The organism is Methanosarcina mangrovi, from assembly GCF_052057765.1.
Taxonomy (GTDB): Archaea; Halobacteriota; Methanosarcinia; order Methanosarcinales; family Methanosarcinaceae; genus Methanosarcina.
Map to the genome: position 1 here is coordinate 4,972,722 of NZ_CP195120.1, position 19,812 is coordinate 4,992,533.

A 19,812-nucleotide genomic window follows, 5' to 3' on the forward strand; every position below is an offset into this window, starting at 1 on the left:
TAGTATTATGTTAATGATCTTATCAGAATTAAAAATTTAAATTTAATAAAACACTGTAATGTGGTGGAGCTATGCCGAGGGGGTCGGAGTTTCCATTACCTAATGTCAGCTCAGGGAAATTCAATGGACACTAAATCTGGAGTAGGGTTCGGAAAAAGGGATTTAAAATGAACCAGATTCAGGGACTATCTGACTGCTTCTCTAATGGATGAAGTAGAATGACTCCCTGATTTCTTGAGATTATTTTGCCTATCTGTTCCGGATTTGGCATTTAAAATCGTTTCTGAATTCCTTTCTACCGTTGCCTTCCGTTAGAAAAGCTGTCCTTTTCCCTCTTTCATGGAAATAAGCGGGGACCATTTAGGGAGTGAAAATCTTGAGGGTTATTGTTGATATAGGGCATCCAGCCCATGTTCATTTTTTTAAAAATACTATCTGGAATCTTGAAAAAAAAGGACACCAGGTTCTGGTTGTCTCAAGGGATAAGGATGTTGTAATAGAATTATTAGATGCCTATAAAATCCCACATACAGTTTTAAGTAAGGTCAAACAGGGTAAGATTCATCTCTTTGAAGAGTGGTTCATACGAGAGTACAAACTTTATAATATCGCCCGCCAGTTTAATCCGGACCTCATTATGGGTATTCTTTCTCCTCCTGTTGCCCATGTTGCGTGGGCTCTGGGGAAAAAATCCATAATTTTTAATGATACAGAACATGCAGAAATAGCCCAGAAAATGACCTATCCTTTCTGTAATATTATCTGCACGCCCACGTCCTTTAAAAAAGATGTAGGGAAAAAGCAACTCAAGTATAGCGGCTATCACGAACTGGCATATCTCCACCCGGCTTATTTCTCCCCGAATCCTGAGGTTTTAAGGGAACTTGGGGTAGAGGTAGGTGAACCGTTCGTAATCCTGCGTTTTATTTCTTGGGGCGCACATCATGATGTAGGACAGCATGGGATTGATAATAAATTGACACTTATTAAAGAACTTGAAAAATTCGGGAAGGTTTTCATTTCTTCGGAAGGGAAACTGGCAGAAGAATTTGATCAGTACAGAATCCGGGTGCCCTCCGAAAAAATCCACGATCTTCTTTATTATGCCACACTATATGTGGGTGAAGGAGCAACCATGGCTGTTGAAAGCGCAATTCTCGGTACTCCGGCTATCTATGTTTCCTCCCTTGCGGGGACAATGGGAAACTTTTCGGAGCTTGAGGAAAAATACGGTTTGCTCTTCAATTACAGCGATTCGGAAGATGCCCTTGCAAAGGGTGTGGAACTTCTCAAGGACCCCGAACTTAAGAAGACCTGGGGCCTCAGGAAAGCTGCCCTGCTAAGGGACAAAATTAACGTAACCGAATTCATGGAAGGGCTCATAGAAAGTCTTCCCGGAAAAAAGTCAGGAGTTTCCGTATCTGTGATTTCGGATGAGAGCTATGCATGATTTACTGAAACAAAACGCAAAAATCTGGGATCTTTTTTCCCGAAGAGAAGAATATTCGCCCGAAAAGCTCGATGAACACGGACGTTTTCTTTTCGCTGAGAAAAACCTCAGAAATGCCTCTGAGCCTGAGGCTTCCATATATCTGGTAGAACACGGGATGGAAGTTGAATTTCCGGAAAATAAGACTTTTGCTGTGTGTTTGACTCATGACATGGATGATATTTATCCTCCTCTTTCCCACAGCCTGCTGTCCTCAGCCTGCTGCCTGAAAGCTCTGGATTTCCGGGGTTCTGCATCCCAATTTTTCTGGAAATTTCAGGGGCCTGAGTACTCCCCTTACCTCAACTTTTCCGAAATCATGGACCTTGAAGAGAATTTCGGGGCAAAGTCTTCTTTTTACTTCCTTGCCAGCAGAGAAGATCCCAAAAGGTTCAGATATGATATCGAAGACTTAGAAGGCTCTCTGGGAGAGATTTCCGACAGAGGATGGGAAGCTGGCCTGCATGGGGGATACTATTCATACAACGATCCTGGAGCACTAAAACGTGAAAAAGAAAGACTTGAAGCCGTTCTGGATAAAAAAATCATAGGTTTTCGCAACCATTATCTCCGGTTCAGAACCCCTGAAACCTGGGAACTGCTGGCAAATGCAGGATTCAAATATGATTCAACTTTCGGATTCAGCGATTCGGTCGGGTTCAGGAATGGCATGTGCCACCCTTTCAGACCATATAACCTAAAAGAAGACCGGGAGATAGGCATCCTGGAAATTCCGCTTACCATAATGGATGTTGCTCTTTTCAAGGCTTCCGGATCTTTTGATGACGCCTGGAAATGCACAAAGGACCTGATAGATACGACAGCGAGGTTCAACGGGGTAATTACCCTGCTGTGGCATAACTTCGTTTTCGGGTGTAGTTTCCGAAAAGACTGGATCAAACTCTATGAAAAAGCGCTGCTGTACTGTTCCGAAAAAGGGGCATGGATGACAAGTGGAGAAGAGATTTACAGGTGGTGGGAAAATGAATCCTGAACCTGAAAGGAAGTACCTGTTGATTACGCCTGCAAGAAATGAAGAGGATAACCTGCCTGATGTTTCCGAGTCCGTTACAGGGCAGAAAGTAACACCTGCATTATGGATCATAGTGGACGATGGGAGTACTGACGAAACCCCTCAAATTCTTGAAGAGCTGAAAGCAGGATACTCCTGGATTCAGAGTATAAGGCTCCCTCCGAGGCCAAGGGACATAACCTTTCACTATAGCTACGTCTGCAAACAGGGATTTGATTACGCACTGGAATACTGCAGGAAAAATGGCATTGAGTATGATTACATAGGGCTTCTTGATGCCGATACCGTACTCGAAGAAAACTATTTCGGGAAGTTAATGGACGAATTTGAAAAAGATTCTTCTCTTGGGATTGTAAGCGGAGGGGTTTACTATGACGTTGGCGGCAAACTTTCACGAGAAGTATCCGATAAAAATCTGCCCCGCGGTACTGGAAGGCTCTGGAGAAAGTTCTGTTTCCTCGAGACCGAAGGCTATCAGGTAGAACCTTCCCCTGATTCCATTTCCAATACCAAGGCTATTCTTCGGGGCTGGCATCTCAGGCAGTATGTAGACGTAGTCGAAATTCAGAAACGAAAAACGAGTGCAGGAGAGGGCCTCTGGAATGGGTATGTCAAAAACGGCTGGATGGCTTATTACGTAGATAAAAATCTATCTATGGTTCTGTTTAATACGCTTTACTATTCCCTCAAGTCTCCATATTACACAGGAATTGCATATCTCTATGGATATCTCAATTCAGCCGTTAAGAAGGAGAACAAAATCAAGGACATGGAAATAAGGGCTTATTATAGAGGCCAGAATCTGGGGTTTTTGTTTTCCAGAATATCGGGAGTTTTAAGCCGCAGCTCTACGGATGCCGGGCAGGGAGAGCAGTGAACATTCTAAAATATTCTAATGGAGTATTGAATAAGGTGATAGTATGAAGTTGCTCTTTCTGGACATAGTGTGGCCCCTTTACCTGGCGGATGGTTCCCTTATCCACAGGCACGAGCTTGTAAGCAACCTGGCGGGTCTGGATAATGAAATCCATATCTTCACTACGGATAGCTCCACTCTTTCGCACCTGGACAATATCCGCTGCCATTATATACGTTCCGGAAGCCTGTTAACTCTCACAATCAATTATTTCCGGAGCTCTGCAGGTCTGGTCGGCTCCGAAACTTTTGATGTACTGTATACCAGAAATCCGAATTTCGGTTTTCTTGCAGGGCTCTTTTGCAAGAGCAGATGCAAAACTCTGGTTTACGAATTAAACGGGATCCCTGAGGACGAAAGCAGTCTTATTAAATCCAGGTTTGGTGAAGAGAAGTCTTTGCAAGGGGAAAAAACAGTAAGTTTATCCAGCTATTTTTCTTCTGCAAAAGCCAGGTTAAAGATATCGGTTCTGAAAAAAGCTCTTGGGCTTTCAGATATGATTATCGCAGTAACTCCGGGAATAAAAGCGAATCTTGAGAGCGCTTACAACATTCCCGGAGAAAAAATAACCGTGGTTCCTAACGGAGCAAACACTTCCCTGTTCAAACCTCTTGAACAGGCTGCATGTCGAAAAGAGCTCGGGCTTGACCCGGAAACTCCTTATGTCTGTTTCGTGGGAAACCTTGCCCCATGGCAGGGAGTCGAATATCTGGTAAAGGCAGTTCCTTCAATACTTGCCAGATACCCCGGATGTCGTTTTCTTATTGTCGGCGACGGAGTTATGAAGAATGAGCTGCTCAATCTCTCAAGGGAACTAGGAGTTGCAGACCGGTTTATTTTCACAGGCGTTGTTGCCTACGACCGGGTACCTGTGTACATTAACGCAAGTGATATCTGTGCTGCGCCCTTTATCCTGGCAAGGAATGCAAAAATAGGGCTTTCCCCTCTGAAATTATATGAGTACATGGCTTGCGGAAAACCTGTCGTTGCAAGTGCGATTAGCGGGGTTGCCGATGTACTTGAGGCTTCGGAAGGGGGAATTCCTGTCCCTCCAGAAAACCCGGAAGCCCTTGCAGAAGCTATCTCAAAGTTACTTGAAAATCAAGGATCGAGAGCGAAAATGGGCTCAAAAGGTTTAAGTTATGTTACTGAAAATTACAGCTGGTACAGTGTTGCGAAACAGGTAGACGGGGTCTGCAAATCAGGACTCAAGGGCTGAATGCCCGAAAATCTATCTTTCTACCGTATTATAATTTATCATGGATACAAATTGTTGTCTATTACACGGGGCTTAAAATGGACGAAATTGAAGTCAGAGAATTACTACCGTCTGAGTACAAAGAATGGGACCTGCTTGTTGAAAAAGCCCAACCCGGTACACTCTTTCACACAAGTGACTGGCTGGAAATCTGTAAGGATGTCCTTTCCAGAGACTTTAAGATTTATGGTTGTTTCAGAAACGAGGAGCTTGTGGGCGGATGCCCCCTTTTCATTAAGAACTTTAAAGGTATTCTGAAAATAGGGTCTTCGACCTGTAATATGACGGACTATTGCGGACCTCTTATAAAAGAAGGAGCCAGCTCTAAAGCGAGCAAACGCATGCAGGATACACATGAAATTCTTGGGGCCCTCTGTGACTTCCTCTGCAAGCAGGGGTTTGACAGTATTTACCTCACACTCTCTCCCGGGCTTGAAGATGTCAGACCTTTTACCTGGAAAGGATGGGATTCAAGCGTGCGCTATACCCATCATCTGGATCTCAAAGAAAACGTAGACGGCAATCTATCGAGAAAAATCCGGAGAGAACTTAAAAGTGCAGGTGAGGCAGGGCTTAAGACAAGAATCTCGAACGACCCTGAAACCTATTACCGCCTGCTTTCTCTGGTTTATGAGAAACAGAAACTGGAACCTCCTCTGCCAAAGGAGTTTTTTGAAAGGGTATTCAAATTGATCCAGGAGAAAGACGTTGGGTACATGTTCGTCTCAGAAACTCCTGAAGGAGAAGCCATTGCAGCCCATCTGAACCTGTACGGTAAGAAATGCACGGTAACCTGGACCTCAGCCCTGAATCCTGATTTTGGCAAAATGGGTCCCAATGCACTTCTGTATTATAATGAGTTTCTCGACCTGAAGTCCAGAAATTTCGATTATATGAATGTAATGGCAGCAAATATCCCAAGATTTACAGACTTTATTATGGGTTTTTCCCCGAAGCTTGTTCCTTACTACACTGTGACTTTGCGTAGCAAAAAGTATTCCCTTGCTCGGACTTTATATAGCATTACTCACAAAGAAACTGAATAATGGAAGGAACAGGAAACTTTCTTAGCGAAAAGAGGGATCAATCAGGTACAAGATTAGTTAGGATTGGTTAAGATTAGTTAGGATTAGTTAGGATTAGTTAGGATTGGTTAAGATTAGTTAGGATTAGTTAGGATTAGTTAGGATTGGTTAAGATTAGTTAGGATTGGTTAAGATTAGTTAGGATTAGTTAGGATTAATTAGGATTAGTTAAGGGTCAATTAAAAAAGCCGAAATCGGCTTTAATTACTTTTGTGGAAACCTCTGCTTCTGTTATTGCAGGTTTATGAAAATCACTCTTTTTCTCGGATCTTATCTTCTCGGATCTTATTTTCTCGGTTCTTTTTTTCATGGATCTTGTTTTTCAGCTTTTTTTCTTTTCTTATTTTGTTTTTCTCAGTTCTTTTTATCAAAGGTATTAGATGGGTTCTTAAGACGGTTAAATTCTAAAAAATTCTATTTCCTGAGAAGGAGATTTAATTTCCCCTCTCAGTTCCTGTTTCTTACATTTACAAGTAAAGTTGAGAACATTTTTCTGAACATAGGATCTTCGTGAAGGGTTATTGCATAATAGATAACCGTCATGACCACGGCTGCAAATATTATAAGGTAAAAGCTTGTGGAAATCAATTCTATCAAAATCAGCGGGATCGAAACGACGATGCCTATTGTAGCATATTTTATAAGAATTCTTACGCTTTCTTTCTTGCTAATTCCTGCAAGCCCAAGCAGGTATGCATTGTTCCAGAGCCAGAACACAATTCCCGTAAAGCTGTACAGGGCAAGGGCAAACTCGGGGTCTCCGTAAGTTCCCCCGATAACCAGGGCTATTATCCTTGAAGCAAGGAGAATTATACTGAAGGTTAGCCAGACTTTCTGTTTTTCAAACACATTATAGAGAGTTGAGATCGGCGAAGAAAGAAAGACCAGGAAGATCCAGGGCACAAGGATTCTTACATATGTGCCTGAAATGCTCCAGTTTTCTCCAAAAGCAAATACGAAAATCTGCTCTCCGAGGATCATCAGGAGTATCATAGGGAAGAGTCCTATTGAAATCAGTTTTTTGTAAACCTCCTCAACTATAACCTTCATGTCTCCTTCTGCATTCCCGTTCTTTACCTCACTTACTTTCTGGAAAAAGACCTGGCCTATAGCGGTACCGACAATTCCCATCGGCAGGTTTACAACCTGATTTGCAAGTGAAAAATATCCCACAACTGATGTAGTGTAAAAGTATGCAAGTAAAAAAGAAGGGACCTGCGGAGAAATAGTGTTTGCGATCGATGACCAGGAGCTGAATAACGGAAATTTTTTGTACTGAATTGCCACTTCTTTCATTCTTTTTATTGAGATCTGTTTGAAAACCTGAATATCTTTTTTTATGCCTTTTAGCATGACAAGATCTGCAAATGCGTATCCTGCAATGAATCCGCCAATCAAGCCTAATGGGTTTACACTCCATTTCACAAATCCTATTTGAACTAACTTTGACGTTAAAGTGTTCGAAACTCTGGATCCTGCAATGACTCCGAAACGGGTTTTTCTTGAAAGCCAGTAATTTTGCACAAAAAACATCCCGTTAAGGAATATTATTAGCGGAAGAAGAGGAAGGTATTTTGAAATCCCGGGGGTCTTGAAAATATTGTCAACATTCTCAGGAATGAGCAAAGTCACGATACCTGTAATTAAAGCTGTAAGAGTTACCAGTAGAGTACACAGGGCGGCAACATTTGCAGCATCCTCTTCTGTTTTTGGCAGCATAATCGCAAGCTGATACGAAAAAGTAGAAACAATCACAAGTATGCCTGAGATTGCCATAAAAAGCTGAAAAATTCCAAAATCATCCGGATTATAAATTCTTGTGATTATGGGTATGAGAATTATACCCAGAGCCTGTGCAGTAACACTTCCGGATACAAGTTTTAGTACGTTAGTGATAAAGTTTGACATGGGGGTTTCCAACTTCGAAATATATTAATTCTGTTTTTTGCCGTAGATTGGGTTTTTCACTCCGGCTATTTATATAATAGTTTCCAATGAATCTTTATTTTTTGACTTCTTTACTTTCTTTAAGGTAAGCCAGTACCTCTGAATTGTCATACACCAGTGCATACTCCGGAGCTTCGAAGCTGTTGAAGAACTCTGCTGGTAAAGGTTTGATAATGTTTACCCCGTATCTGTTCGGGTCATTTATGGATATTGGTTCCCCGAGGGCTGCTCTTCTCAGCAGTACCAGATGATCGCCGCTGATCTCTCCCGTATCAATCTGGTCCGTATTGAAATATGTTGCGTTATCCACATTATATCCCGTGTCTCTATAAAAAAGGCAGCTGTCATAGGGAGCATCCATCAGAATGTTACCCGAGTACACTGCAGATAGTGTTTTTACAGGCTGGATTTCAATGTTCTTAAACTGGTTTCTTACAGTTGTCTCTTTTCCTACAAGAGGGTTGTCTTTATTAATTCCCGGCGTGGTAACCATTACGAATGAGAAGAACAACATTATTATGAAAATTGCAGAAATTTTTGCCTTTTTGGAGTTAAACAGGCTTACCAGCTTTAACATATATGAGGCAGCTACAAGTACCAGAAACACTGCTATTAATGGGAACCACCTGCTCGTGAGGAAATTTCTCATGCCCAGTAAAGGAATCCCGTAAGCAAAACTATACAGAATTACAACAACCAGAGCGATCGAGAACTTATCGATTTTTTCGGCATCCTTGCGTGAAAACCAGGTCAGCACTCCTCCTATCGCAAAGAAGGGCAGGGCGAGGTAGCTTATGTGAAGTATCAGGGTTTCCAGTGAGTTCTGATTAGTTACAGTCCCCACTATAAGCTCATCGCTTGAGTAACTGGACCCGGCCTGAAGTACGTCCATAAGCGGTTTGAAGATCATTTTAAAAAAGGAGGTTTCCGGAGTTACATATGTAAACATCCAGTAGGTTTGCAGGCAAATCACAAAAAAGAGGATATAATTAAGACTGGCTGTTGAGGTGGGTAAACTCTCATACAGGTGGTTGTGCAGGAATTTTCCTGCTAAAATTGAAACTAAAGCCAGAAGAACCACGAAAGTAGTTAACTGGTGGGTCAGTACCACCAGGACCGTAGCCATGAGAAGAATTCCTGTTTGCATCAAGCCCGATTTTTCGCTAAAGATTGTATAGAGGATAATTATAAAGTAGCAGAGGACCAGGGAACCCGGGGTTATATTTGTAATCCCGCTGACGATATTGTGATTATTTAAATTTATTAATAAGGCTGCAAGCAAGCCCATCTGGGGACCTTCGAGTTTCTTTCCTATAAGGTAAATCCCTGCAGTGCTGAAAATATCGGCAAACCCTATGGAATAAAAGAAACTGTCCTTGATATCCAGCCCACCCATCAACTGGGTTATCGAGACAAAGATGTGGGCAAGTGGGTAATAGAAATATTTGCTGCTGATCTCAATCGGAGGAACGGCTCCTGTCTCAGTAATCAGTTTTGCCATGCCTGCATGGAAGTAAGCGTCGTAGCCCATCAGGCTCGGGAAATTATAATAAATTCCGGCTCTTATAAGGATTGAAAGCAGGAATATCTGCAGCAGTATTGGAGCTACCTTATCTCCTTCTCTCACATACAGGATTTCCGAAGCTATGATTCCTGCAAGTATGCATATCAGTATAAAATACGATATCGGCCTGTAATACAGGTTCATGCTGTATACGAACATGCTTATCAGGAATACGAGATAAAAGGAAAAGGTAAGTCCATTTTTTAACCTGTCGTTTTCTGAGGAAACGGGCGCCTCACTTTTGAATTTTTTTCGGAATATAAAATAGATTAAGCAGGCAGAAAGCACGGCAGTTCCGATGTCCTTCTGGTTTAAATTGATCAGGTAATATAAAGAAACAATAAACAAACCTAAGTTGAATCCAATTACACTGAGAACCGTGTCAAGATTTCTGGTAAGCTTATCTTTATACACTTTTATGGTTTCCATACGACCCACAACATAATAACTTTCTTTAGGATTATATAGTTTCCCGATGAAACCGCTTTCTCTTACAAATCCAAACTATCCTTTTTGTCGAACCGCGGTTTCTTTTAACCTTCGCGTATCCTTTACATCGTTTTTTCTCTCCTTTCTCCAGATTAATCTCCTTTATTTTCAGTTGCCCACTCTTTTACTTCTCTTAAATCAAGGCTCTGTCCTTAACTGCCGTATTCTTTTTTCCACCAGGTGCAGATCTCAGCTCCCGGGACCATCCATGCCCCTTTTTCAGAGCAGTACTGCAGGAGTTTTTTGTAAAATTCCAGATACTCTCCCTGCATGTAGGTATTATGCCAGAGAACCGTAAGTACTCCTCTGCAGCGTTCAACCGTAAGGATAAGTTTCTCAGCGAGAGCCCAGGCCTGCTCGAAGTCCAGGCGCATTTGACTGTGGAAAAGGGTAGTATCCATTATAGTTAGAGGGATTTCCAGGATCTCAATTTCTTTACCGGTTTTGAGGTTATAAGGTTTAAAAGGGTGGCACATGCCATTCCTGAACCCTGCACAGTCGTGGTATCCGAAAGTTGAATCATATTTGAATCCTGCATTTGCCAGCAGTTCCCAGGTTTCGGGAGTCTTGAACCGGAGATAATGGTTCCTGTACCCCATTACTTCTTTTCCGAGGACTTTTTCCAGCTTTTGTTTTTTACTTCTCATTTCCGCCGGGTTGTTATATGCTTCATGCCCTCCATGGAGTCCTACCTCCCACCCTTCATCCGAAATGAGGCCAAGCTCTCCTTCAAGTTTCTCAATGCTGAAGTTAAAATCTTTATTTCCCGGGTCGAGAGTCAGAAAATAGAAAGTAGATTTTGCCCCGTACTTTTTTTCCAGTTCCATTATCCGCCTGAAGTTCCATAAAGGGTTCCATGTTTTGTTTATTCTTGAAAACGGAAGCATCGAAGCTTCTGCAAACTGACCCATTTTAAGCGCTTTCAAAGTTCTTGCCGCAGTGTTCAACATATCCGTATATACAAAATCAATGTCGTGAGTAAGGCATACGGCAAATTTTTTATTTTCCGGGTATTCGGGGTTCAATCCGTTTTCCAGCAAAAACTCTGATACCTCCGGCTCAAAAACATTTCTTTGCCTGCTCAGATAATAGGGAAACCTTCCATACTTATCCAGCAGGGCAGGGTCGTATTCCTCCTTTTTTGTAAATAATTCCCATAACTCTTTATTTTGCTCTACTGTCTTAAGCACTTCATCAGCTCCTCATTTACTGTTTATCCCCTCTTTTACCTGCATATTTGCCTTTATTTCGCCTGCAAAAGAGGCAGTTGAAGATTGAATCCATATAGATTTCACCTGGCTGCAGCTTCAGATTTCAATCATTTTTTCTTCCTGATATGATTGGATTGCAGCCAATGCCACTTCCAGAGCATGTTTCCCCTCTTCTCCTGAGGGTATAGGGCAGGTCCCATCCCTCGCACAACAGATAAAATGGGAGAGTTCCTTTTGCAGAGGTTCGGCTTTTTCTACCCTGGCTTTCTGGATCCAGCCATCATCGTGGAGTTCCACACTTTGATCAAGGTAGTCCAGATATGCAACCCCCTTCAGCCCGACAGCTGTAAGCTTCCTGATTTTATGAGGAGTAAGCCAGTTTGTCTCCACAAGCCCCGAATATGCGTGGTTCAGGCGCAGGTGAATAGTCGCATGATCTTCAAAAGAGTGAATGTCTGAACCTGCAACGGCATATACCTGGTTAATTTTCATTCCGTAGATGCAGGAGATTATATCTATATCATGAACCCCGATATCCAGGATTACCCCCACATCCCTTATCCTGGGATTGTAAGGCCCAACTCTTCGGGTTGAAACGGAGACGACTTTTCCCAGAGCTCCAGAATCAACTATCTCTTTTAATTTCAGGACTGCAGGGTTGAACCTCTCGATATGCCCTACCATCAGGTGCCTATCCATCTCTTCAGCGGATTCGATCATTGCAGATGCATTTTCCACACTGTCTGCAATAGGCTTTTCTACAAGCACGTCCACCCCTGCTCCGAGGGCGTCAAGCACTATAGGGCAATGAAGGGTGGTGGGAGCTGCGATACTTATTGCATCAAGCTTTGTTTTCTCGAACATTTTTTTATGGTTTGCAAAAGGCAGTGTACCGTATCTTGCCGCAAGCTCCTTTACCCTTGAAGTATTGGGATCGGAAATCCCTATCAGTTTTACGTCTTCCATTTTACTATAGATCCTGACGTGGTTCTCCCCCATGTAACCGGTTCCGACCACTCCTACACGTATCAATTCTTTTACCCCCCAGAATGATTTTATCAGGTTATTTGTCTCTATTTGTCTGATGCCCCGTTAATTAAACAGGATAATTTGACACGTAGTGTACTATCAGCAAACAAAGATCAATTCTCACAGAAAGACCTTAAGTTCTTACTGTTTTTTCAGACGGCTTCAATCAGTTTTTTCCATATTGTTCATTTCATCTTATGGAAGCCTTCCGGAATACAGCTAAGCCAAATCTCAAACTCTTTTTTCCCCAATTAACGGCATATGCCTTCCTCATTATGCCGTCTCCCTCTAAATTTATAAATATTCTTTGAATATAAGTTTCAACCTTACAGCAATATTTTTTGTCAGTAAACGCCGACTATGCATATATATCGAACTCGTCTGTCTCATTTTTTGAAGCCTATTGACACTTTTCATATTTTGCTTGAATCCTTCTGAACCAAAGAAGTTCCCTTACCTCTTCACATGTTCTCAGGGCGAGCTATACAGGTGAGTTTTCTATCGTTTTTCTCTATTCCTGCAGCTTCTCTTTTCTTTATGACTGCAGAGTAGATAAGCTCTCGGTGAATATATTATTTTCAGGAGCGGCTACTGCGTGAATCAGGGACTTTCCCGGTATTTATTTTGCCCCATTTTCTTTTTACTGCAATGAAGATGTCATTTTCACAATAGACTATTGCCTCTATTATGGTATTTTTTCCACTATACTCTTGAAGGTCGTTAAATTCTTCCATATACCAATTCCACAGAGTCAAGCTACGGAATGTAACCAGGTCAGGGCATACAGATATATATTTGACCAGAAATCTTAGATTATTTTTAGGTGGTCTCTCCGCTATTGTGCGGGAAAAAATTAATTCGTCGACATCATATTAAATTATTAGTAGATGAAGCTGAGTTTTTTCGGTTGCGGCTGGAGAATAAGCTTATACTGAATGAACTTGCTTTTGCTGCAAATCCGCCCTTTGAGCACTTTCTTTTTCTAAGTATTCAGAATATATTCCTTACTTTTCCGAGATTCAAGGACCCAAAAGCCTGAATTTGGGAATTCTGGTTCTTGCTTATATATCCGAAGGTTTTCATTTAATAAAAGGAGTGTCCTTGTAAGTTATTAATATTTTAACAGATCATTTTCAATAAAATAACAACTTTATATATATATTCATTTAAAAATCTTTTAAATGATAGCCTTTAATATTTTTGCATTTATACACATACAGGGGGTTATAGTATAATGTATATTCATAAGGGGGTGGAGAGGGTTTGTATTCAGCCCTTACGCTTTGTCTTAATTCTCTAATTTCCGATCCTATCAGTGTGGTTTCGTCATCATCTCAACTTTCCGATAGACCTCTAAGGCATGAGTTTACTGTATTGATCCCGGCTCAAAACGAAGAAGCTTCCATAGGAAGCAAAGTCCTGCTTGCGGCAAGTTACGCAGACCGCGTACTTGTGCTTGACAAAGGTTCTACTGACCGGACTATGGAAGTGGCAGCTCTTGGTGGGGCAAGGGTTGTTCCCCTGGCAGGAGGAGAGGAAGCCCTGCTAAAAGTCCTTTACAGGGCATCTCTTGATTCAGAGCTTGTTGTTCTGATTTACCCTGAATGCATGCAGGACATAGATCTGCTTTCTCATGTCCTTGAGCCGCTAAGGCAGGGATTTGACCTGTCGGTAGGTTCCTGGCCCTGCAGGGTTTCCTGTGAACAGGAGACGGTCATGCTTCTGAATGGGAAAAGCACCTTCAAAGAAAAGATTGGCTTTCTTGCAGTGACTTCAGGAGCACTTCAGAATATTAGCTCCGGCAAAGAGCATCTGTCTTTGAAATCCTTGCTTTCTGCTGCGAAAACCGAAAAACTTAAGGTTAACTATCTTAGCTTTGACGTTGACCCGGCATTCAGGAAGCTTGAGAGCACCCGTATAGGGGTCGTAGTACCTGCTTATAACGAAGAACAGCTTATCAGCGAAACCCTGAGCGGGATTCCGGAATATGTTGACCGGATTTATGTTATCGATGATGGGAGTACTGACCGGACCGGAGAAATTGTAAAAAAGTTCGGAGACCAGAGAATCGTTTATCTGCGCCACGAAGTAAACAAAGGTGTCGGTGCAGGAATAATTGATGGTTACAAGCTTGCTCTAAAAGACGAAATGGATATTGTAGCGGTTATGGCAGGAGATAACCAGATGGACCCTGCCCAGCTTCCAAGGTTGATCTTCCCGATTATCGAGGGATTGGCTGACTACACAAAGGGCAACCGGCTTCTCTCGGATAATTTTATGACCGGGATGAGCAGGTGGAGGTCTTTTGGAAACCTTCTGCTGAGTTTCCTGACTAAAATAGGGAGTGGATACTGGCATGTTATGGATCCGCAGAACGGGTATACAGCCATTTCCAGGCAGGCCCTTGAGGTCATCAATCTGGATTCCGTTTATCCTTACTACGGCTACTGTAACGACCTGCTGATCAAGCTCAACGCTTTTGGAATGAGGGTCATGGATGTAGTAATCCCTGCCCGTTACGGCAGCGAAAAGTCTTCCATAAGGTATGGCAAGTATATCCGTAAGGTTTCACCCATGCTTTTCAGGGGTTTTCTCTGGAGGCTCAGGGTCAAATACACGGTGCTGGACTTCCATCCTCTGGTGTTGTTCTACTTCCTCGGGATGCTTGCCTTGCCTTTGAGCGTCCTCCTGGGGCTCTGGGGACTTTTGCAGCTATTGCTTCGAAACCCGCTGCCATCATATTACCCACTGCTTGGTTTCCTCGTACTGGGTGCTGGACTTCAGATGCTCCTGTTCGGAATGCTCTTTGATATGCAGGTTGAAAAGAAAAGGAATGAAAGGGTAGGACTTGCTCGTTGAGGTCCGGAAGGAAAACTTCCAGACCTTTTTCTGTAATTTATTTTGTTTAAGAAACAATAAGAACCCGCCTTTTTAATCAGGGCTCTTTTAATCCGCCTAATTTTTAACCAGGATTTTCTATTCAGAGCTGTATTTACTCAGCCTTTTTTTTATCCAGCTCCCTGCAAAAATAGCAATTATTCCCATCCCCAGAATCTCCGAGATAAAAGTCTGGGAAAATTCAGGTTTGAATGAGCTTTCAAGCATTTTTATCAGGTATTCGAGGCCTGTGTAATCAATGTTATCTTTCGGAAAGCTCCATCCAAGCAGAGGCCATAAAAAAGCTTGAGGCCGTCCCCATACCTGGTCTTCGAGGATGTGGAAAAAAGAACCCGAAGCGAGGGCCAATGCTCTGGTATCTTTTCTTTTTTGATACAGGTAAATCCCGGCGAGAACAAGAAAACAGTTGAACAACAGGGTATGCCCTATCATACGCCCGTTTGAAAAGACCGATTCAAATATTACTTTTCCTATCGGTTTGTCTATCAGGTCAGGTAAAATCGCTCCTAGAGCAAGATACCTTAAATCTATTGCGGGTTTCAAACGGGGAATAATTATCCCGAGCCCGATAAATATCCCCAGAGTTATTCCCAGATGTCCGAAAAGAAGCATCGAAGTTTATGAAGGTGCTTCATTTATATCTAAATATTGCCTGTGCTTTATACACGCATACTCTTCATCGATTTTCAGATTGTATTATTCATCCAGCTTATGTTATCCGTCTAACCTGTATTATTCATCTACATACTCTATAGTAAGTTTTGGCCTCTGGGCTTTGTTTTGCCAATCCGAACTGTAGAATGCAATATAATTGCTGCTTTCACTGCGGGCTTTTATCAGGAAACCCGTATTCTCATACTCCCCGCTGGCATATTCCTTTACAAGCTCTGTTACATCAAACTCGTAATACCTGTCGTCCGGAAGGGTGCTGCCTTTAATGGTGATTGTGGCGTACGGAGTGCTACCCTGAGAAACCCCATTTTTATCGTACCAGTCTCCTCCCGGGTTCTGCCAGGGAGTTTCTATTTCTTTTTCTTCCCAGGTAACGTGTTCCTCACACCATTTTTCCGGCCTGTAGACTTCAAGAACAATATCTCCTGGCCTGGCTTCGTCGGGGTAGTACCAGAAAAGAGAAAGGGTCGCTTTTTCAATACTGTCTGTTTCATCAAGCTGCTTCAGTTCGAACAGTATGACATCCCTGTATATTCCTCCTTCTGGCCTTCCTCCCACATCCATATATTCGGTTTCCCTATACGTCGTGTTAGGAGCCTCTTCTTTCAGCCTGTTGTCCGAGGCAACCGAAAGCGAGACGATTTTAAGGTTTTCTTCATCCGACTCTCCCGAAGCAAAACCAAAAAAGGTATTTTTAATAAACCTTACCATTTTTGAGATTGCTTTTTCAATGTCCGATTTAAGGCTTCCTTCCTGTTCTATGCCATGCTCGTCTATCTCATAAGGCATTTCCTGCGGCCCTGCGCTTATGGCGTCTGCGCAGGGCAGGTCTTTCACCGAAGACTCATTTCCATCCAGCTGTTCTATAAGTGCAGGATCGGCCTGTACATCCGATGTAGAGCTGGCATACATATAGTCTCCACCCGAATTGTTTAAGAGACAGTTGTTTTGAAGGACGAAAGAGTGGGTGTTTTGCAATTTATTATAAAATGCATAACCTTCTCCGGCTGCAGTACTGGGTTGAGTATTTATTATTATATTATTTCGTACGATGGTTGTATAGCCTGACCCTGGGGATGAAAACTCTTCGTCTACCTGCTTATGAGCAATTGCCGCTCCGTAGCATCCATCGAATATGTTATTCTCTATCAGGGTGTCGTAAAAACCGTTGAGGACGATTCCTCCTGACCAGTCGGCCCCGGGATTAGTTCCGGTTTTGTAGAATTTATTATTGTGAATGTACACATCTTTTGCAGAGTCTTTCGAATATTCGGACCCGTAGCCTGTAATCCAGATTCCTGCGGTATTTGTTTCATAAAACAGGTTGTTGTAGATTTCGATATCATTCATTGCTGTTGAAGCGCCCGCCTTCTGGATTTCAATTCCTGCTCCTCCTTCCCCCTCGGAATTGATGACATTGTTATAGAATTTGACGTGATTTCCATTATATACCCTGAGTCCGCTGTTTGTTCTGCATGTTATCCTGTTATTCCATGCTTCTATGTTTGAAGAATAGATCATGTAAAGAGCGTCATGCCCGAGTTTGTATACCGTATTGTTGTAAAACTGAATATCGGAACCTTTCACCACTTTCAGCCCGTCGCCGTGGCTGTCATGCATATACATGTCATAAACCTGAATATTTTTGCAGTTGAGGAAATGGATCAGATTGTGGTATCCTTTGCCCCTGCCTTTTTCTTTATTTCCGTCATGGTTTCCGTCAATCTCAAAACCTCTTATAGTAATATTATGGTTTCCCGAGCTATCGATCTGGGTAATCAAAGGTTTCTCCAATGGCCAGCCTGCTTTATCTTCAAGTTTTATCACAGCTGTGGAATCCCCTTCCAGGACAGTATCGCTGCCGATGAAAATGCTGTCCGAGATAACGTATGTATTGGAGCCTTTCAAATGAACGGTTGTATACTCCGGGTTTTCTGCAACGTATGCGAGGGCTCTGTTGATCTCTACCTGATCATCGGTTCCATCGCAGTTGAAATCTCCGCTCCCATCGGTATTTACATAAACAGTCAGTTCGGACGGGGCATTTGAGAGGGCAATGGTCACAATTGTAACCAGAGTAATAAAAATTAAGACCACGATTCCTTTTTTCTTTTTTTCCCTCTGCCAATATACCCGCTGATTTTCGTTCATTTTGTACCCCCGATACACTTACTATAACTCCCTCAGCTTAAAAAAGGTTATCTGTTGGGAGATGCAAAAAACTTTACCGGAAAAGTCTGGTTCTTTCCGTATCCATGAGCCTGCAGAGCTTGATTCTTAAGTAAAGTACCTTTAAGTCTCTTTAAAATTATTGAATCATAAGTCTGGAAGCCATAAGTCTTTGAGGTTGATAGACGAATCTGGCCGAACCCGATCTAAAATCAAACCCCCCTGAAAGTTCAGGTTCAAATCTCTTTTCCTGAATGGAAAAATTAAAGTTTTTTAATTGGAGGATGCCCCTGAAGAAAGCATTAAATCTTAATTTTAAGGCAAAGTAGCAGGAAGGTTCTCAGGATTACCCTGAATATCCTCCATTCCTGCGAAAAGATCTGGTTCCACCAGGCCACATATCCGGGCATTACCCCTGCCTTTGATGCTTCTCCGGTGTTTCCGTACCTTCCTATATTGATCCTTTCCCCATTATCTTCAGGTTCATTTGAGTAGTCAGAGGAGGAATAACCCGCATCAATGCAGGGAGAATTTTCAATGTCCTTAACCCATGTTTCTCCGTTCCATCTGCCCCCTGCGGATCTGAGGTGGTAATCATGCTCTTTCTGATTTGCGAAAAGAGGGTTTACATAAATATCGCTTGCTGACGTTGCGTTTTTATAATCCCCTGCCGCATTATTGTAAAAGCAGTTGTTTTCCAGTACGAAGCTATGGGTTTCGGGGAGATAATTGACAACCCCAAATCCCGTCCCGCTCGATTCACTCTTGCGCCGTTCCGTATTTGTAATGATGTTATTCCGGACAATGGTAGTATAACCTGTGCCTTTAGGTGAAAGGTCTGTAGAGTAGCCTGTCGGGTACATCATTACAATGGCAGAATGATATGTGCCATCAAATACGTTATTCTCAATCAGGGTATTGTTGAATCCGCTGGTTACGATACCTCCTACCCAGTCGATACTCGGGTTCGTGCCTGTGCTGTAAAATGTATTGTGGTGGATATGGACATTCTGCGCTTCTACCATGGGGTAATTGCCATAGGCCAGCAGCCAGATTCCGGGCCCGTAAGTGTTGTGGATGATGTTGCCATACACTTCTATATCGTCCATAACGGCTGCGGATTTCTGGATCTGAATTCCGGGGCCGCCTGCGCTCCAGTGATAAAAGGAATCAATAGTATTGTCATATAATTTTACATGATTCGAGTCCCATATTCTAAGCCCGCTGTTAGTCCTGCAGGTTATCGTATTGTTCCAGGCTTCTATATATTGGGACTGGATCCCGTAAAGTCCATCGTGACCTAGCTTGTATACTATATTGTTGTAAAATTGAATATTGGAACTGTTTTCAATTTTCAGTCCGTCGCCGTGGCTGTCATGCATATACATGTCGTAAACCTGAATATTTGTCGAGTTCACGAAATAGATCAGATTGTAGTATCCGGCACCTCTCTTTTTATCTGCATTTGCGTCATGATTTCCGTTTATCTCAAAACCTTTTATAGTAATATTCTGGTTGGAGCTATTTATCTGCCTAATCAAAGGCTTTGCTGTTTCCCAGTTTGCTTCGTCTTTAAGCTTTATCACAGCCGTAGGGTCCCCTTCCAGAATGGTATCGTTTCCGATAAGAATACTGTCCGAGATTACGTATGTGTTAGGACCTTTCAAATGAACGGTTGTATACTCCGGATGTGCTGCGACGTATGCGAGAGCCTCGTTGATCTCTATCTGGTCGTCAGTACCATCACAGTTAAAGTCCCCTCCCCCGTCTCCAGCTACATAAACCGTCATGCCTGAAGGTGTGTTCGAAAGGGCGGTTGTTACCATTACAATCAGGAACAAGAAGAGTGCAATGTAAACTCCCGTTTTTTTTCTGTTTTCCCATCTTTTTAACAGGTCTTTTCCGTTCATTTTTTATCCCTGCATCCTGAGATGTGTGCTTCCAAACTCAAAAAAATTTAGTGCCGGAAGATATTGCCACCGGGGTTTTTTTAAAAGTCTGATCTCCTCGGTAGTTTCACAGGTTTAGTCTATAACAGTTCATACAGGTTTA

General features: G+C 42.5%; 15 protein-coding genes. 6 read left to right on the plus strand and 9 right to left on the minus strand.

Annotation, left to right across the window (positions count from 1 at the left end; translation table 11 throughout):
• Nucleotides 1-376 precede the first annotated feature (376 nt).
• From ACSAZL_RS21895 to ACSAZL_RS21915, 5 genes are all read left to right on the plus strand, one after another.
• A complete protein-coding gene (locus ACSAZL_RS21895) occupies nt 377-1,450 on the plus strand; it encodes a DUF354 domain-containing protein (RefSeq protein WP_440946651.1) in 1,074 nt (357 codons plus the stop codon).
• On the plus strand, nt 1,434-2,483 hold the full coding sequence (locus tag ACSAZL_RS21900) for a polysaccharide deacetylase family protein (RefSeq protein WP_440946652.1): 1,050 nt from the start codon (nt 1,434-1,436) through the stop codon (nt 2,481-2,483). The genes ACSAZL_RS21895 and ACSAZL_RS21900 overlap by 17 nt, the downstream gene beginning before the upstream one ends.
• Nucleotides 2,473-3,399 carry a glycosyltransferase family 2 protein gene (locus ACSAZL_RS21905; RefSeq protein WP_440946653.1) on the plus strand — a complete coding sequence of 309 codons (927 nt, stop codon included), beginning with the start codon at nt 2,473-2,475 and terminating at the stop codon, nt 3,397-3,399. The genes ACSAZL_RS21900 and ACSAZL_RS21905 overlap by 11 nt, the downstream gene beginning before the upstream one ends.
• A gap of 43 nt (nt 3,400-3,442) precedes the next feature.
• Entirely contained in the window at nt 3,443-4,657 is a 1,215-nt protein-coding gene (locus tag ACSAZL_RS21910) for a glycosyltransferase family 4 protein (RefSeq protein WP_440946654.1), read from the plus strand.
• A 77-nt stretch (nt 4,658-4,734) separates the two neighbouring features.
• Nucleotides 4,735-5,742, plus strand: a complete 1,008-nt coding sequence (locus tag ACSAZL_RS21915; protein WP_440946655.1) for a GNAT family N-acetyltransferase — start codon at nt 4,735-4,737, stop codon at nt 5,740-5,742.
• A 214-nt stretch (nt 5,743-5,956) separates the two neighbouring features.
• Here ACSAZL_RS21915 and ACSAZL_RS21920 read toward each other — a convergent pair whose 3' ends face one another.
• From ACSAZL_RS21920 to ACSAZL_RS21945, 6 genes are all read right to left on the minus strand, one after another.
• Nucleotides 5,957-6,091 carry a hypothetical protein gene (locus ACSAZL_RS21920; protein ID WP_440946656.1) on the minus strand — a complete coding sequence of 45 codons (135 nt, stop codon included), beginning with the start codon at nt 6,089-6,091 and terminating at the stop codon, nt 5,957-5,959.
• Nucleotides 6,092-6,228: 137 nt separating this feature from the next.
• Nucleotides 6,229-7,689 carry a lipopolysaccharide biosynthesis protein gene (locus ACSAZL_RS21925; RefSeq protein ID WP_440946657.1) on the minus strand — a complete coding sequence of 487 codons (1,461 nt, stop codon included), beginning with the start codon at nt 7,687-7,689 and terminating at the stop codon, nt 6,229-6,231.
• 94 nt (nt 7,690-7,783) lie between these two features.
• The gene (locus ACSAZL_RS21930; RefSeq protein ID WP_440946658.1) at nt 7,784-9,721 is read right to left on the minus strand and encodes a hypothetical protein; all 1,938 of its coding nucleotides are present in this window, start codon (nt 9,719-9,721) and stop codon (nt 7,784-7,786) included.
• Between the two features lie 212 nt (nt 9,722-9,933).
• Nucleotides 9,934-10,971 carry a polysaccharide deacetylase family protein gene (locus ACSAZL_RS21935; RefSeq protein WP_440946659.1) on the minus strand — a complete coding sequence of 346 codons (1,038 nt, stop codon included), beginning with the start codon at nt 10,969-10,971 and terminating at the stop codon, nt 9,934-9,936.
• A gap of 117 nt (nt 10,972-11,088) precedes the next feature.
• Nucleotides 11,089-12,024 carry a UDP-N-acetylglucosamine 3-dehydrogenase gene (locus ACSAZL_RS21940; protein WP_440946660.1) on the minus strand — a complete coding sequence of 312 codons (936 nt, stop codon included), beginning with the start codon at nt 12,022-12,024 and terminating at the stop codon, nt 11,089-11,091.
• 575 nt (nt 12,025-12,599) lie between these two features.
• Nucleotides 12,600-12,755: a hypothetical protein gene (locus ACSAZL_RS21945; protein WP_440946661.1), complete on the minus strand. Its 156-nt coding sequence runs from the start codon at nt 12,753-12,755 to the stop codon at nt 12,600-12,602.
• Between the two features lie 529 nt (nt 12,756-13,284).
• Here ACSAZL_RS21945 and ACSAZL_RS21950 point away from each other — a divergent pair.
• On the plus strand, nt 13,285-14,880 hold the full coding sequence (locus ACSAZL_RS21950; protein ID WP_440946662.1) for a glycosyltransferase family 2 protein: 1,596 nt from the start codon (nt 13,285-13,287) through the stop codon (nt 14,878-14,880).
• 117 nt (nt 14,881-14,997) lie between these two features.
• Here the strand turns inward: ACSAZL_RS21950 and ACSAZL_RS21955 are convergent, their stop codons facing one another.
• The 3 genes from ACSAZL_RS21955 to ACSAZL_RS21965 form a co-directional block, all read right to left on the minus strand.
• Nucleotides 14,998-15,531: a metal-dependent hydrolase gene (locus ACSAZL_RS21955; protein WP_440946663.1), complete on the minus strand. Its 534-nt coding sequence runs from the start codon at nt 15,529-15,531 to the stop codon at nt 14,998-15,000.
• A 120-nt stretch (nt 15,532-15,651) separates the two neighbouring features.
• On the minus strand, nt 15,652-17,742 hold the full coding sequence (locus ACSAZL_RS21960; protein WP_440946664.1) for a disaggregatase related repeat-containing protein: 2,091 nt from the start codon (nt 17,740-17,742) through the stop codon (nt 15,652-15,654).
• A 320-nt stretch (nt 17,743-18,062) separates the two neighbouring features.
• Entirely contained in the window at nt 18,063-19,670 is a 1,608-nt protein-coding gene (locus ACSAZL_RS21965; RefSeq protein ID WP_440946665.1) for a right-handed parallel beta-helix repeat-containing protein, read from the minus strand.
• Nucleotides 19,671-19,812 lie beyond the last annotated feature (142 nt).

Bases quoted from the DNA above. Each gene is read 5' to 3' on its own strand.
- ACSAZL_RS21900 (WP_440946652.1), top strand. From the start codon at position 1,434: ATGAGAGCTATGCATGATTTACTGAAACAAAACGCAAAAATCTGGGAT.
- ACSAZL_RS21905 (WP_440946653.1), top strand. From the start codon at position 2,473: ATGAATCCTGAACCTGAAAGGAAGTACCTGTTGATTACGCCTGCAAGA.
- ACSAZL_RS21910 (WP_440946654.1), top strand. From the start codon at position 3,443: ATGAAGTTGCTCTTTCTGGACATAGTGTGGCCCCTTTACCTGGCGGAT.
- ACSAZL_RS21915 (WP_440946655.1), top strand. From the start codon at position 4,735: ATGGACGAAATTGAAGTCAGAGAATTACTACCGTCTGAGTACAAAGAA.
- ACSAZL_RS21920 (WP_440946656.1), bottom strand. From the start codon at position 6,091: ATGAAAAAAAGAACCGAGAAAATAAGATCCGAGAAGATAAGATCCGAG.
- ACSAZL_RS21925 (WP_440946657.1), bottom strand. From the start codon at position 7,689: ATGTCAAACTTTATCACTAACGTACTAAAACTTGTATCCGGAAGTGTT.
- ACSAZL_RS21930 (WP_440946658.1), bottom strand. From the start codon at position 9,721: ATGGAAACCATAAAAGTGTATAAAGATAAGCTTACCAGAAATCTTGAC.
- ACSAZL_RS21945 (WP_440946661.1), bottom strand. From the start codon at position 12,755: ATGGAAGAATTTAACGACCTTCAAGAGTATAGTGGAAAAAATACCATA.
- ACSAZL_RS21955 (WP_440946663.1), bottom strand. From the start codon at position 15,531: ATGCTTCTTTTCGGACATCTGGGAATAACTCTGGGGATATTTATCGGG.
- ACSAZL_RS21960 (WP_440946664.1), bottom strand. From the start codon at position 17,742: ATGAACGAAAATCAGCGGGTATATTGGCAGAGGGAAAAAAAGAAAAAA.
- ACSAZL_RS21965 (WP_440946665.1), bottom strand. From the start codon at position 19,670: ATGAACGGAAAAGACCTGTTAAAAAGATGGGAAAACAGAAAAAAAACG.